Below are 14,159 nucleotides of genomic sequence, written 5' to 3'. Positions count from 1 at the left end.
AGGGACCACAGGTTCGGCAGAACCGAACAGGGGGTTCGCACAGCCTCGAACGGCGTCAGCGCGCGCCGTCGGGCACGCGGAGACGACCTCGTTCGAAGGTCGGGACACCCCCCCGGATGTTGAACGCGATTCTACCCACGTGTCTGTCGTTCGCCAGAGCTATTTGACCGCTGGGGCATGTCTCTCGTCCGGCGACGCCGTGAACGCACGGGCGCCCCGCGCCGACAGAACCGGTGCGGGGCGCCCGAGGACCCTCTAGAACAGCTGCGTGTAGGCCTGGTAGCCGTAGCCGATCCTCACGCGGGGCGTGATGGCCGAGCCGGTGCCCGTGCCCAGGTAGCGGAACAGCTCGCCCGCCGCGTTCACCGCGAGCAGGTCGGCCTTGCCGTCGCCGTTGAGGTCGCCCGGCGCCGCCAGCTTGTTGTACGCGTTCCAGCCGGTGCCGATGCTCGTCCGCCGGGCGAAGGGGGCCTTCTCGGAGCCCGTGCCCTGGTACAGCCACAGGACGCCGCGGGCGTCACGGGCCAGCAGGTCCGTACGGCCGTCGCCCGTGTAGTCGCCCGCGCCCAGGACCCGGTTGTACGCGTTCCAGCCGCTACCGATCCGGATCCGCGGCGCCACGCCGCTGCCCGTGCCGTAGCCCCGGTACAGCCACAGGACGCCCGACGCGTCGCGCGCCACCAGGTCGCCCTTGCCGTCGCCGCTCAGGTCACCGGGGCCGACGAGCAGGTTGTACGCCTGCCAGCCGGGACCGAAGTCCCTGTCGCCGTTGTACAGGTGACCCTGGTAGGTCTCCAGGAGATCGGCGAAGGCGCCCTCGTCCAGGGCGGAGACGTACGAGAGGTTCGCGCCGGCCCAGCCGCCGGTGGCGCCCCACTGCGCGCGTGCGGTGAGCTTGCCGTTGTTCTGGTCGCCGTACCAGAAGAGCGTCCCGGCGCTGTCGCGGCCGAGGAACCCGCTCCTGCCGGCGGTGGGGATGTTGCCTGCCCCCGCGAACTGGTCCACGCCGAGCCAGCTGCCGGAGAGCTTCACCCGCGTCGAGTACGAGCCGTTGCCGAGACCGCTGTAGGCCCAGAGCGCACCGGTCTGGTCACGGGCGAGCAGATCGGCCTTGCCGTCACCGTTGCGGTCGTCGGGGGCGACGATCTGGTTGTACGCGTCCCAGCTCTTGCCGATCTCCTTGCGCGGCTTGAACGGCGACGCCGGGTCGCCGGTGCTGCCGTAGAAGTACAGCCGGCCGTCCGTGGTGCGGGCCACGACGTCACCGCGGCCGTCGCCGCTGTTGTCACCGATGCCCACGAGCTGGTCGTAGACGCCCCACGCGGGGCCGACCTTCGCACGGCCGGCGAAGGGCGCCGTCGTCACGCCGGTCGCCCGGTAGTAGTAGAGATCGCCGTTGTAATCGCGGGCCAGCAGGTCGGCCCTGCCGTCACCGCTGATGTCACCGGGCGAGAACACCTTGTTGTAGATGTACCAGCCGTTGCCCGACCAGGTGAGCGAGCCGGAGGTCAAGGTGGCCTCCGCGTACAGCCGGAGCACGCCGTTCCTGGAGACCGCGAGCACCTCGGGCTTGCCCGTCCCGTTCTGGTCGCCGATGGGAACGAGGTCGAGGTTCTGTTTGACGAGCGAGTCGGCGGGCCCGAACTTCGTGGCCTCCGCCGCGGCGGTCGGCGCCACGTACGTCCGGCCGTCCTGCTTGCGGTGGATCAGATCGGTCCTGCCGTCTCCGTCCACGTCGAAGCGGGCCCGCACGACGGCCGTCCCCGCGGCGGCGCGGGCCGTGCCCGTCCCGACGGCCGGCTGCGACATGTCCAGCTTCGGCGTCGTCGTGTCAGCGCTCTGCGGCTGCTCCACGACGGGCCGGGGTGCCGGGTCGGCCGTGGCGGGTGACGCCAGGACCATGCCGACGGACAGGGCGAGCGCGGTGCAGGTGGTGACACGACGAGCACGCCCGAAGAATGCGGAACGCAAAAGATCCCCCCCTGGGGAACGTCAGAACCAGGACCGGAACGGGGGTCAGCGACGCCTCCGCACGGCCGTGGGCACGTACGGAGGGCGAACCCCCCCCGGATGTGGGGAGGAGTGTATTCCTGGGCGGACGGGGGGAGTCGAGCGGGTTCCCGCACTCCGTCACCTGTCAGCTCTCGCGGCGCTCTGCGCTCTCGCGGTGACGTCAGCTCTCGCGGCGTTTTGCCGGTCTCGCGGTGAACCGTCAGCTCTTGCGGTGCCCTATCAACCGTGGCTTCGGCTCGAGCCCGTCGAGCCCGTGCCACGCCAGGTTCACCAGATGCGCCGCGACCTCCGCCTTCTTCGGCTTGCGGACGTCCAGCCACCACTGGCCCGTCAGCGCCACACTGCCCACCAGGGCCTGCGCGTACAGCGGTGCCAGCTTCGGGTCGAAGCCGCGGGCCTTGAACTCCAGGCCCAGGATGTCCTCCACCTGCGTGGCGATGTCACTGATCAGCGACGCGAACGTACCCGTCGACTGCGCCACCGGAGAATCCCGTACGAGGATCCGGAAGCCGTCCGTGTAGTTCTCGATGTAGTCGAGCAGTGCGAACGCCGCCTGCTCCAGGAGCTCCCGGGGGTGCCCGGCCGTCAGCGCGCCCGTCACCCCTTCGAGGAGCTGGCGCATCTCCCGGTCGACCACGACCGCGTACAGCCCTTCCTTGCCGCCGAAGTGCTCGTACACCACCGGCTTGGAGACCCCGGCCTTCGCCGCGATCTCCTCGACCGACGTGCCCTCGAAGCCCTTCGCGGCGAAGAGCGTGCGGCCGATGTCGAGCAGCTGCTCCCGCCGCTCCGCGCCCGTCATCCGCACCCGGCGACCGCGCCGGGGCTTCTGCTCGCCGCTGCCGGTGCCGCTGGTCCTGCCGTCGATCGCCACGTCTTCCATCATGCCGCGTCTGCGGACGCGCTCTGGCGGCGGGCTTCGATGCGCTCCTTCGCCGGCCAGCGCACGTCGTACGCCCAGCCCGCCTGCTCGAACCAGCGGATCAGGCGCGCGCTGGAGTCGACCTGGCCGCGCAGCACCCCGTGCCGCGCCGACGTCGGGTCCGCGTGGTGCAGGTTGTGCCAGGACTCGCCGCACGAAAGGACCGCGAGCCACCACACGTTGCCCGAACGGTCACGCGACTTGAAGGGACGCTTGCCGACCGCGTGGCAGATCGAGTTGATCGACCAGGTCACGTGGTGCAGTAGCGCCACCCGGACAAGCGAGCCCCAGAAGAACGCGGTGAACGCGCCCCACCACGACATCGTCACCAGACCGCCCACCAGCGGCGGGATCGCCAGGGACACGATCGTGAAGGAGAGGAAGTGGCGCGAGATCGCCACGAGCGCCGGGTCCTTGATCAGGTCCGGGGCGTACTTCTGCTGCGGCGTCCGCTCCTCGTCGAACATCCAGCCGATGTGCGCCCACCACAGGCCCTTCATCAGGGCCGGGAGCGTCTCCCCGAAGCGCCACGGCGAGTGCGGGTCGCCCTCCGCGTCCGAGAACTTGTGGTGCTTGCGGTGGTCCGCCACCCAGCGCACGAGCGGGCCCTCCACGGCGAGCGACCCCATGAGCGCGAGCGCGATCCGCAGCGGCCGCTTCGCCTTGAACGAACCGTGCGTGAAGTAGCGGTGGAAACCGATCGTGATCCCGTGGCAGCCGATGTAGTACATCGCCACCATCAGCCCGATATCCAGCCAGCTCACCCCCCAGCCCCAGGCCAGCGGCACCGCGGCGAGCAGCGCCAGGAACGGCACCACGATGAAGAGGAGCAGCGCGACCTGCTCGACCGAACCCTTGCTGTCCCCGCCGAGCGTGGCGGAGGTCAGGGCCGTGACGCCGTCCTGCGACTCGGGCGAATCGGGCGCCTCCGAGGACGAAGTCACCTCTGGGCTAGTGGTCATGGGTGTCCCCTGGGGGTGAGGGTGAGGGTAAGGGTGGGGGAAAATAGGAGAAAGTACCGCGATATATGACCGAGGCTACGCCTCCGTAACCTACGGCGTCGTAAGTATGGCAGCGCCGGGGCTCGCGGCAAGAGGGGCACAAGAGGGGCGCGGCGGCCGCCGGGGAGACGGACACCTATCCTGGTGGCGTCGGACAGCGCGGTCCGCAAGCCTCCAGTACCCCTCCAGACGTGCTCAAACACTGCAAGGAGCCGCACCTGTGAGCAGTGCCGACCAGACCCCCACCGCCAGCACCGAGCTGCGCGTCGACATCCGCCGACTGGGCGATCTCCTCGGCGAGACCCTCGTCCGCCAGGAGGGCCACGAGCTCCTCGACCTCGTCGAGCGGGTCCGCAGCCTTACGCGCGAGGACGGAGAGGCCGCCGCCGAACTGCTCCGCGGCGTCGAACTCGAGACGGCCGCGAAGCTGGTGCGCGCCTTCTCCACCTACTTCCACCTCGCGAACGTCACCGAGCAGGTCCACCGCGGCCGCGAGATGCGCGAGAAGCGCGCCGCGGAGGGCGGCCTCCTCGCCCGCACCGCCGACATGCTCAAGGACGGCGACCCCGAGCACGTCCGCGAGACGGTCAAGAACCTCAGCGTCCGACCCGTCTTCACCGCGCACCCCACCGAAGCGGCCCGCCGCTCCGTCCTCAACAAGCTCCGCCGGATCGCCGCCCTCCTGGAGACCCCGGTCATCGAGGCCGACCGGCGCCGCCACGACCTGCGGCTCGCCGAGAACATCGACCTCATCTGGCAGACCGACGAGCTCCGGGTGGTCCGCCCCGAGCCCGCCGACGAGGCCCGCAACGCCATCTACTACCTCGACGAGCTGCACGCCAACGCCGTCGGTGACGTCCTGGAGGACCTCGCCGCCGAGCTGGAGCGCGTCGGCTTCGAGCTGCCCTCCGGCACCCGCCCGCTCACCTTCGGCACCTGGATCGGCGGCGACCGCGACGGCAACCCCAACGTCACCCCGCAGGTGACCAGGGACGTCCTGATCCTCCAGCACGAGCACGGCATCACCGACGCCCTCGAACTCGTCGACTACCTCCGCGGGCTCCTCTCCAACTCCATCCGCTACACCGGGGCAACCCAGGAGCTCCTGGACTCCCTCCAGTACGACCTGGACCTCCTCCCGGAGATCAGCCCCCGCTACAAGCGGCTGAACGCCGAGGAGCCGTACCGGCTCAAGGCCACCTGCATCCGGCAGAAGCTCGTCAACACCCGTGAGCGCCTCGCCGCCGGCACCCCCCACCAGGACGGCCGCGACTACCTCGGCACCGCCGAACTCGTCCGCGACCTCACCCTGATCCAGACCTCGCTGCGCGAGCACCGCGGCGGCCTCTTCGCCGACGGCCGGATGGAACGCACCATCCGCACCCTGTCGGCCTTCGGCCTCCAGCTCGCCACCATGGACGTCCGCGAGCACGCCGACGCCCACCACCACGCCCTCGGTCAGCTCTTCGACCGCCTCGGCGAGGAGTCCTGGCGGTACGCCGACATGCCGCGCGACTACCGGCAGAAGCTGCTCGCCAAGGAGCTGCGGTCGAGGCGGCCGCTCGCGCCGACGCCCGCCCCGCTCGACGCGGCCGGGCAGAAGACCCTCGGCGTCTTCCACACCGTCAAGGAGGCCTTCGAGCGCTTCGGCCCGGAGGTCATCGAGTCGTACATCATCTCGATGTGCCAGGGCGCGGACGACGTCTTCGCCGCCGCCGTCCTCGCCCGCGAGGCCGGTCTGATCGACCTGCACGGCGGCTGGGCCAAGATCGGCATCGTGCCGCTCCTGGAGACCACCGACGAGCTCAAGGCCGCCGACGTCATCCTCGACGGCATGCTGGCCGACCCCTCCTACCGGCGCCTCGTCTCGCTCCGCGGCGACGTCCAGGAGGTCATGCTCGGCTACTCGGACTCCTCGAAGTTCGGCGGCATCACCACCTCCCAGTGGGAGATCCACCGCGCCCAGCGTCGCCTCCGCGACGTCGCCCACCGCTACGGGGTACGGCTCCGCCTCTTCCACGGCCGCGGCGGCACCGTCGGCCGCGGCGGCGGCCCCTCGCACGACGCGATCCTCGCCCAGCCCTGGGGCACCCTGGAGGGCGAGATCAAGGTGACCGAGCAGGGCGAGGTCATCTCCGACAAGTACCTGATCCCGTCGCTCGCGCGGGAGAACCTGGAGCTGACGGTCGCCGCCACGCTCCAGGCCTCCGCCCTGCACACGGCCCCGCGCCAGTCCGACGAGGCCCTCGCCCGCTGGGACGCGGCCATGGACACCGTCTCGGACGCCGCCCACACCGCGTACCGCAGGCTCGTCGAGGACCCGGACCTGCCGACGTACTTCCTCGCCTCGACCCCGGTCGACCAGCTCGCCGACCTGCACCTGGGCTCGCGGCCCTCCCGCCGCCCCGGCTCGGGCGTCTCCCTCGACGGCCTGCGGGCCATCCCGTGGGTGTTCGGCTGGACCCAGTCCCGGCAGATCGTCCCCGGCTGGTTCGGCGTCGGCTCCGGCCTCAAGGCCCTGCGCGAGGCCGGTCTCGACCCGGTGCTCGGCGAGATGTACGAGCAGTGGCACTTCTTCCGCAACTTCCTCTCCAACGTCGAGATGACGCTCGCGAAGACGGACCTGCGGATCGCCCGCCACTACGTCGACACCCTCGTCCCCGACGAGCTCAAGCACGTCTTCGCCACCATCGAGGCCGAGCACGCGCTGACCGTCGCCGAGGTCCTCAAGATCACCGGTGGCGAGAAGCTCCTGGACTCCAACCCGGTCCTCCAGCAGACGTTCTCCATCCGCGACGCCTACCTGGACCCGATCTCCTACCTCCAGGTCGCCCTGCTCGCCCGCCAGCGCGGCGCCGCCGAGCGCGGCGAGGACCCGGACCCGCTGCTCGCGCGGGCCCTGCTCCTCACCGTGAACGGCGTGGCGGCGGGCCTCCGCAACACCGGCTGACGCCGGCCGCGGACATACGAAGGTGCCCCCGTGGAGGAGATCCTCCACGGGGGCACCGTCATGACGGGGTACGTCAGCCCTGCTGGGCGCCCTTGCGGCGGCGGGTCACCAGGTACGCGCCGGCGCCCGCGAGGGCCAGGGCGGCGGCGGCGAGAACGCCGACGGGCGCGCTGGAGCCGGTCTCGGCCAGGTCGCCACCGGTACCGCCGGTACCACCGGTCTCAGCCGCGGGGGCGGTCGCGGACGGGGACTCGGTCCCACCGGGGGTCTCCGAGGCACCCGGGGTCCCGGTCGGGGACACGGACGCGCCCGGCGTGCCCGGCGTGCCCGAGGTGGTCTCGGACGGCGTCACGGACGGGGTGCCCGACGGCGTGCCCGAGGTGGTCTCGGACGGGGTGCCCGACGGCGTCCCCGACGGGGTGCCGGTGGGGGTGCCGGTCGGCGTGGACGTGGTGCTCGCCGCGCAGGTGTGCGACAGGTTGAACCAGTCCTTCTTGAGCTCGCCGGTGACCTCGGCCGTGGCCGAGATCAGCTTCGCGCCCGGCTCCGAGATCGCGTACGCGTGCTTGGCGCTCGGCGGACCGAAGACCGTGATGGTCTGGGTGCCACCCGGCTCGAACTCCACCGTCAGCTTGGTGAAGACGGCCGAGTCGCCCTTGCCACTGCCGGGCAGCACGAAGTGCCAGCCGTCCTTGTCGCTGGGGACGGGCGGGCAGTCGCCGTCGCCGCCGAACTCCTCGGCGGTCAGCGGAAGGTCCTTGGCCTGGTGCAGCGGAAGCGGCTTGGGGCCCTCCGAAGCGGAGGCCACCGGCGCCAGGACGAGGGAGCCCGCCATGGCCGCGACGAGCGCGGCGGCGGGAATGAGGGAACGTCGCATGTGCTGTCGTCCATCTGTGGATGAGGGATGCCGTGGGGGGTGGCAGGAGGGCAGCCTATCCGTCGCCTTAAGTCACCCTTAACCCAGAGCCGATAACGATCGGGCCCTACCGAAGCGGAACCTCTCAGAGCGCGAAGAACGCCGCCACGAGCAGCGCCCCGCCCACCCCCGCCGCCGACCACGCGACCCTCGGCAGCCGCATGCCGCCACCGATCAGCGGCGCCGCCAGCAACAGCGCCCCGCCCAGCGGCAGCCACGCGTGCAGACCACCGCCCCAGCCCGTCCGTACGCCCTCGTCCGTGCCCGGCTTCACCACCACCGGTATCGTCGCGCCCTGCTCCGCCGCGACCGAACGCGCGACCGTCAGCGTCCGGCGCGTCGACGACGGGTCCTCCGGGGCGTACCGGCCGGTGCACGTCTCCTCACCGCAGCCGGTCACCGTCAGCGTCCCGTGCTCCCGCCCCTTGGAGAGCAGGACGTGCTGGGCCGATCCCCAGGACGCCCACGCGCCCGCGACGAGCAGCAGAAGGGCGACCAGGGCCATGGCGGCGTTACGGACGTGCGTCATGACCCGCGATCGTACAGTCGTACGTTCTCCGGGCCAGGGGCCCTACGAGTTGTACGCCGACTGGGCCCGCTCCAGGCCCTCCGCGACCAGGCACTCCACCGCGTCCGCCGCCCGGTCCACGAACCAGTCCAGATCCTTGCGCTCCGCCGACGAGAAGTCCTTGAGGACGAAGTCCGCGACCTGCATCCGGCCCGGCGGACGCCCGATCCCGCACCGCACCCGGTGGTACTCGGCGCTCATCGCCTTCGTCATCGACTTCAGACCGTTGTGCCCGTTGTCACCGCCGCCGATCTTCAGCCGCAGCACCCCGTAGTCGATGTCCAGCTCGTCGTGGACCGCCACGACATGCGCCGTCGGCACCTTGTAGAAGTCGCGCAGCGCCGTCACCGGACCGCCCGACAGGTTCATGTACGACATCGGCTTCGCGAGGATCACCCGGCGGCTCTCCGGCCCCGGAGGACCCATCCGGCCCTCCACCACCTGCGCCTGCGCCTTCCCCGCCCGCTTGAACGAGCCGCGCATCCGGTCGGCGAGCAGATCCACCACCATGAAGCCGATGTTGTGGCGGTTGGCCGCGTACTCCGGCCCCGGGTTGCCGAGGCCGACGATCAGCCAGGGGGCGTTCGCGTCGTCGTCCGTCATGTGACTCAGATCTCCTCGTATCCGTCCGTACAAGAGAAACGGGGTGACGGGCCGTACGGCCCGTCACCCCGTCACGTCAGGCAGAAGCCTGTCAGGCAGAGCCGGAGGCTCAGGCCTCGGCACCCTCGGTCTCGGCACCCTCGGCGGCCGGCTCCTCGGCCTGCGCGGACAGGATCTGGATGACGACGGCGTCGGGGTCGGTCACCAGGGTGGTGCCGGACGGCAGCTCGACGTCCTTGGCGAGGATGGAGTTACCGGCCTCCAGGCCCGCGATGGAGACGGTGACGGAGGTCGGGATGTGCGTGGCCTCGGTCTCGACGGAGAGCGTGTTCAGCACGTTCTCGACCAGGAAGCTGCCCGGGGCCAGCTCACCCTCGGTCTCGACGACGACCTCGACCGTGACCTTCTCGCCACGACGCACGAGGAGCAGGTCGACGTGGACCAGGAAGCCCTTGATGGCGTCACGCTGGACGGCCTTCGGGATCGCCAGCTCGTTCTTGCCGTCGACGTCCAGGGACAGCAGGACGTTCGGCGTACGCAGGGCCAGGGCCAGGTCGTGGGCCGGGAGGGTGATGTGGGCCGGCTCAGCGCCGTGGCCGTAGACGACGGCGGGGACCTGGGCGGCACGGCGGATCGCGCGGGCGGCGCCCTTGCCGAACTCGGTACGGACGGCAGCGGCGAGCTTGACCTCGGACATGGTGCACTCCTCGTAGAAAGGTGACGAAAAAAGTGGTCACCCGGCCACGACTGGCGATGGCCTGCTACGAAGAGCGCGTCGATAACGGACCGCCGTGACCCTGTACACGCGTACGGGTACGGCCTCCCTCGCCGAGCAACTACGGCAGTCTACCGGCCCGCCCCCCTACCACCCAATTCGATCACCGAAACACGACGGAGGGCCGCTCCCCCGAACGGGGAAACGGCCCTCGTGTCTCAGCTTGTCGCCGTGGCTCAGTGCTCCTCGAAGAGGCTCGTCACCGAACCGTCCTCGAACACCTCGCGCACCGCGCGCGCGATCGTCGGCGCGATCGAGAGCACCGTGATCTTGTCCAGTTCGAGGGCACCCGGCACCGGCAGCGTGTCCGTGAACACGAACTCGCTCACCTTCGAGTTCTTGAGCCGGTCCGCCGCCGGACCCGACAGGATGCCGTGCGTGGCCGTCACGATGACGTCCTCCGCGCCGTGCGCGAAGAGCGCGTCGGCGGCGGCGCAGATCGTGCCACCGGTGTCGACCATGTCGTCCACCAGGACACAGACGCGGCCCTTCACGTCACCGACGACCTCGTGCACGGTGACCTGGTTGGCGACGTCCTTGTCACGGCGCTTGTGCACGATCGCGAGCGGCGCGTCCAGCCGGTCGCACCAGCGGTCGGCGACCCGCACGCGTCCGGCGTCCGGGGAGACGATCGTCAGCTTCGCGCGGTCGACCTTCGCGCCCACGTAGTCCGCGAGCACCGGCAGCGCCGACAGGTGGTCCACCGGGCCGTCGAAGAAGCCCTGGATCTGGTCGGTGTGCAGGTCGACCGTCAGGATGCGGTCCGCACCGGCGGTCTCGAGCAGGTCCGCCACCAGACGCGCCGAGATCGGCTCACGGCCGCGGTGCTTCTTGTCCTGACGGGCGTAGCCGTACGACGGGATGATCACGGTGATGCTGCGGGCCGAGGCCCGCTTCAGGGCATCGACCATGATCAGCTGCTCCATGATCCACTTGTTGATCGGAGCCGTGTGGCTCTGGATCAGGAAGCAGTCCGCGCCGCGGGCCGACTCCTGGAAGCGGACGTAGATCTCACCGTTGGCGAAGTCGAACGCCTTGGTCGGAACGAGGCCGACACCCAGCTGGTGCGCGACCTCCTCGGCCAGCTCGGGGTGGGCGCGGCCGGAGAAGAGCATCAGCTTCTTCTCGCCGGTCGTCTTGATCCCGGTCACAGCACTGTCTCCTCAGACGTGTTGTCTGGTCGCGAATCACGAGCTGTCGTGCGCGTGTGCGAGCCAGCCGAATTTGTGTGCACGTATCACGGTACGCCGAGTTCGACGCACCTGTTTCCGGTCAGCTTTCGCCGGCGGACTCCCCAGCGGCGGCCTGAGCGGCCTGCGCGGCAGCGCTGCCGGGACGCTTCCTGGCCACCCAACCCTCGATATTCCGCTGCTGGCCCCGGGCGACGGCGAGCGAGCCCGCCGGCACGTCCTTCGTGATCACGGACCCGGCGGCGGTGTAGGCGCCGTCCCCGATCGTGATGGGAGCCACAAACATGTTGTCCGAGCCGGTCCGGCAGTGGGAGCCGATCGTGGTGTGGTGCTTCGCCTCGCCGTCGTAGTTCACGAAGACGCTCGCGGCGCCGATGTTCGTGTACTCGCCGATCGTGGCGTCGCCCACGTACGACAGGTGGGGGACCTTGGTGCCCTCGCCGACCGTCGCGTTCTTCATCTCGACGTACGTACCGGCCTTGGACTTCCGGCCGAGGTTCGTCCCGGGGCGGAGGTACGCGAACGGGCCGACGGAGGCGCTGTCGCCGATGACGGCGGAGTCCGCGACGGTGTTGTCCACGCGGGCGCCCTTGCCGACGGTGGTGTCCTTCAGGCGGGTGTTCGGGCCGACCTCGGCGTCCTCGCCGATGTGGGTGGCGCCGAGCAGCTGCGTACCCGGCAGGATCACCGCGTCCGGCTCGAAGGTCACCGTCACGTCGACGAACACCGACGCCGGGTCGACGACCGTGACACCGGCGAGCATCGCCCGCTCGATCAGCCGCTGGTTCAGGAGGGCGCGGGCCTCGGCGAGCTGGACGCGGTTGTTGATGCCGAGGATCTCGCGGTGGTCGCCGGCGACGGAGGCGCCGACGCGGTGCCCGGCCTCACGCAGAATGCTCAGCACGTCGGTGAGGTACTCCTCGCCCTGGCTGTTGTCCGTCCGGACCTTGCCGAGGGCGTCCGCGAGCAGCTGCCCGTCGAAGGCGAAGACGCCGGAGTTGATCTCACGGATGGCCCGCTGCTCGTCCGACGCGTCCTTGTGCTCGACGATCTCGGTGACGGCGCCGGAGGCGTCCCGCACGATCCGGCCGTAACCGGTGGAGTCCGGCACCTCGGCGCTCAGCACGGTGACGGCGTTGCCGTCGGCGGCATGGGTGTCGGCGAGGGCGCGCAGGGTCGCACCGGACAGCAGCGGGGTGTCGCCGCAGACCACGACCACGGTCCCCTCGGGCGCCCGCCCGAGCTCCTCCAGAGCCATCCGCACCGCGTGCCCGGTGCCGTTCTGCTCTTCCTGGACGGCGGTCCGGGTCCCGGCGTAGTGCTCCTCCAGGTGCCCCTTCACCTGCTCCCGGGCGTGCCCGACGACCACGACGAGGTGCTCGGGCTCCAACTCCCGGGCGGCGGACACGACATGCCCGACGAGCGACCGTCCGGCGATCTCGTGCAGGACCTTGGGAGTCTTCGACTTCATACGGGTGCCCTCACCCGCTGCGAGGACGACGACGGCTGCCGGGAGATTGGCGCTCACGGGAATGCCCTTCGGCTTTGGGTGGTGGACGCACGAAGGATACCGGGGGGCCAGGGGGCGGACATGAGTGCGGGTCCCGACCGTGACGGTCAGGACCCGTGTCGCATGGCTCCCCCGCCAGGACTCGAACCCGGACATAAGGCACCAAAAGCCTCAGTGCTGCCAATTACACCACAGGGGATAGTTCATAGGGCTGAAACGGACATTTCATCAGTCCCATGCCCCGGCCGCCTCCACTATGCCGTACCAGGAGCCTTCCATGCGACGGTACAGCCGCCCGTAGGGTGGGAGGCATGACCACAACGGGGGCAGATCGGGGCGCTGGGGGCGCCGGGAGTTGGTGGTGGTGGGGGAGACGGCGGAGTGTCGTTCTCGATGTCGGGCTGGGGCTCGTGTCCGCACTGGAGTGTGCGTTCGAGGGCATCGGGTTCGCCGAGAAGGCCGCGCTGCCCGTGCCAGTGGGGGTGCTGTTCGGGCTTGTCGTCGGGGCCGTGCTCGTCGTGCGGCGGCGGTGGCCCATCGGGGTCGTGCTCGTGTCGATCGCCGTGGCGCCCGCCGAGATGGGCTTCCTCATGGGGATCGTCGGGCTGTACTCGCTCGCCGCATCCGAGGTGCCGCGCCGGATCACCGCCGTACTCGCCGGGATGTCGACGGTCGCCGTGTTCGTCGTGACCGTGGTGCGGATGCGGCAGGACGTCGCCCAGGTCGACGACGGCCCGCAGGAGATCGACCCGAGTGGCTGGTACGTGCCGGTCGTCTCGCTCCTCGTGACGCTCGGGCTCAACGCCCCGCCGCTGCTCTTCGGCCTCTACATAGGGGCGCGGCGCCGGCTCATGGAGAGCCTCCGGGAGCGGGCCGACAGCCTGGAGCAGGAGCTGTCGCTGCTCGCGGACCGGGCGGAGCAGCGGGCGCAGTGGGCACGGCAGGAGGAGCGGACGCGGATCGCGCGGGAGATGCACGACGTGGTGGCGCACCGGGTGTCGTTGATGGTCGTGCACGCGGCGGCGTTGCAGGCGGTGGCGTTGAAGGATCCGCAGAAGGCCGTGAGGAACGCGGCGCTGGTGGGGGACATGGGGCGGCAGGCCTTGACGGAGCTGCGGGAGATGCTGGGGGTGCTCCGGGAGGGGGCGGCTCCGGTGGCGCCCGCGCCGGTGCCGCTGGCGGCTGTGGGGCGGGCCGCGGCCGCCGCCGCCCAGGCCGCCGCGGAGGACGGGCCGTGTCTGGACGCCCTGGAGGCGCTGTGCGAGCAGTCGCGGCTCGCGGGGACGGTGGTGGAGTTCGTGGTGATCGGTGAGGTGCGCGCGTATCCGCCGGAGGTGGAGCGGACGGCGTACCGGGTGGTGCAGGAGGCGCTGACCAACGTCCACAAGCACGCGGCGGGCGCGAAGGTCGTGGTGCGTCTGGCGCACCGGGAGGCCGAGGTCGCGATGCAGGTGGAGAACGGTCCCTGTCCTACGGACGCCGGTGTGGCGGACGTACGGCTGCCGAGTGGCGGGAACGGCCTGGTGGGGATGCGGGAGCGGGTGCTGCGGCTCGGGGGCGTCTTCGTCTCCGGGGCGACCGACGCCGGCGGGTTCAGGGTGTCGGCGGTGCTGCCCGCCGGGGCTTAGGGCGTGTCCGGCGGATCATGGCCGGGGTCGCGGCCCTGACCCGCCGGACACGCCCTGGGGCAGGTCCGGCGGGCAGGGGGCGA

The 14,159-nt window shown here is 70.8% G+C and carries 11 protein-coding genes and 1 tRNA gene; 2 read left to right on the top strand and 10 right to left on the bottom strand.

Annotation, left to right across the window (positions count from 1 at the left end):
- Window positions 1–255: 255 nt before the first annotated feature.
- The 3 genes from ACIRB7_RS23895 to ACIRB7_RS23885 all read right to left on the bottom strand — a co-directional run bounded on the left by ACIRB7_RS23895 (window position 256) and on the right by ACIRB7_RS23885 (window position 3,897).
- The gene (locus tag ACIRB7_RS23895) at window positions 256–1,971 is read right to left on the bottom strand and encodes an FG-GAP-like repeat-containing protein (RefSeq protein ID WP_403602147.1); all 1,716 of its coding nucleotides are present in this window, start codon (window positions 1,969–1,971) and stop codon (window positions 256–258) included.
- 241 nt (window positions 1,972–2,212) lie between these two features.
- Complete coding sequence (locus ACIRB7_RS23890; RefSeq protein ID WP_403602144.1) at window positions 2,213–2,896, bottom strand: TetR/AcrR family transcriptional regulator; 684 nt, start codon at window positions 2,894–2,896, stop codon at window positions 2,213–2,215.
- Complete coding sequence (locus ACIRB7_RS23885; RefSeq protein WP_403602141.1) at window positions 2,896–3,897, bottom strand: acyl-CoA desaturase; 1,002 nt, start codon at window positions 3,895–3,897, stop codon at window positions 2,896–2,898. Before ACIRB7_RS23885 ends, ACIRB7_RS23890 begins: the two co-directional genes overlap by 1 nt.
- Before the next feature lie 259 nt (window positions 3,898–4,156).
- Between ACIRB7_RS23885 and ppc the strand changes: the two genes are divergently transcribed.
- Window positions 4,157–6,886 carry a phosphoenolpyruvate carboxylase gene (ppc, locus tag ACIRB7_RS23880; RefSeq protein WP_403602138.1) on the top strand — a complete coding sequence of 910 codons (2,730 nt, stop codon included), beginning with the start codon at window positions 4,157–4,159 and terminating at the stop codon, window positions 6,884–6,886.
- A 73-nt stretch (window positions 6,887–6,959) separates the two neighbouring features.
- On the opposite strand, the gene ACIRB7_RS23875 is transcribed toward ppc, so the two are convergent.
- The 7 genes from ACIRB7_RS23875 to ACIRB7_RS23845 form a co-directional block, all read right to left on the bottom strand.
- Complete coding sequence (locus tag ACIRB7_RS23875) at window positions 6,960–7,763, bottom strand: LPXTG cell wall anchor domain-containing protein (protein WP_403602135.1); 804 nt, start codon at window positions 7,761–7,763, stop codon at window positions 6,960–6,962.
- A 124-nt stretch (window positions 7,764–7,887) separates the two neighbouring features.
- Entirely contained in the window at window positions 7,888–8,331 is a 444-nt protein-coding gene (locus ACIRB7_RS23870; protein WP_403602132.1) for a hypothetical protein, read from the bottom strand.
- Between the two features lie 42 nt (window positions 8,332–8,373).
- Window positions 8,374–8,973, bottom strand: a complete 600-nt coding sequence (gene pth, locus ACIRB7_RS23865; protein WP_403602129.1) for an aminoacyl-tRNA hydrolase — start codon at window positions 8,971–8,973, stop codon at window positions 8,374–8,376.
- A 109-nt stretch (window positions 8,974–9,082) separates the two neighbouring features.
- Entirely contained in the window at window positions 9,083–9,670 is a 588-nt protein-coding gene (locus ACIRB7_RS23860) for a 50S ribosomal protein L25/general stress protein Ctc (RefSeq protein ID WP_403602126.1), read from the bottom strand.
- Between the two features lie 254 nt (window positions 9,671–9,924).
- Entirely contained in the window at window positions 9,925–10,899 is a 975-nt protein-coding gene (locus ACIRB7_RS23855; RefSeq protein WP_056649212.1) for a ribose-phosphate diphosphokinase, read from the bottom strand.
- A gap of 121 nt (window positions 10,900–11,020) precedes the next feature.
- Complete coding sequence (gene glmU / locus ACIRB7_RS23850) at window positions 11,021–12,466, bottom strand: bifunctional UDP-N-acetylglucosamine diphosphorylase/glucosamine-1-phosphate N-acetyltransferase GlmU (protein ID WP_403602123.1); 1,446 nt, start codon at window positions 12,464–12,466, stop codon at window positions 11,021–11,023.
- Between the two features lie 106 nt (window positions 12,467–12,572).
- Window positions 12,573–12,647, bottom strand: a tRNA-Gln gene (locus ACIRB7_RS23845).
- 112 nt (window positions 12,648–12,759) lie between these two features.
- Between ACIRB7_RS23845 and ACIRB7_RS23840 the strand changes: the two genes are divergently transcribed.
- The gene (locus tag ACIRB7_RS23840; RefSeq protein WP_403602121.1) at window positions 12,760–14,076 is read left to right on the top strand and encodes a sensor histidine kinase; all 1,317 of its coding nucleotides are present in this window, start codon (window positions 12,760–12,762) and stop codon (window positions 14,074–14,076) included.
- The last annotated feature ends 83 nt before the right edge of the window (window positions 14,077–14,159 follow it).

The sequence above is a fragment of the Streptomyces sp. NPDC093795 genome, assembly GCF_044764665.1.
In the GTDB taxonomy this organism is placed as follows: Bacteria; Actinomycetota; Actinomycetes; order Streptomycetales; family Streptomycetaceae; genus Streptomyces.
The sequence above is the reverse complement of the archived record's forward strand: the minus strand, read 5'-3'. Positions and strand labels throughout refer to the sequence as shown.

Coding starts and splice junctions, on each gene's coding strand:
- ACIRB7_RS23890 (WP_403602144.1), bottom strand. CDS start 2,896: ATGGAAGACGTGGCGATCGACGGCAGGACCAGCGGCACCGGCAGCGGC.
- ACIRB7_RS23885 (WP_403602141.1), bottom strand. CDS start 3,897: ATGACCACTAGCCCAGAGGTGACTTCGTCCTCGGAGGCGCCCGATTCG.
- ACIRB7_RS23875 (WP_403602135.1), bottom strand. CDS start 7,763: ATGCGACGTTCCCTCATTCCCGCCGCCGCGCTCGTCGCGGCCATGGCG.
- ACIRB7_RS23870 (WP_403602132.1), bottom strand. CDS start 8,331: ATGACGCACGTCCGTAACGCCGCCATGGCCCTGGTCGCCCTTCTGCTG.
- pth (WP_403602129.1), bottom strand. CDS start 8,973: ATGACGGACGACGACGCGAACGCCCCCTGGCTGATCGTCGGCCTCGGC.
- ACIRB7_RS23860 (WP_403602126.1), bottom strand. CDS start 9,670: ATGTCCGAGGTCAAGCTCGCCGCTGCCGTCCGTACCGAGTTCGGCAAG.
- ACIRB7_RS23840 (WP_403602121.1), top strand. CDS start 12,760: ATGACCACAACGGGGGCAGATCGGGGCGCTGGGGGCGCCGGGAGTTGG.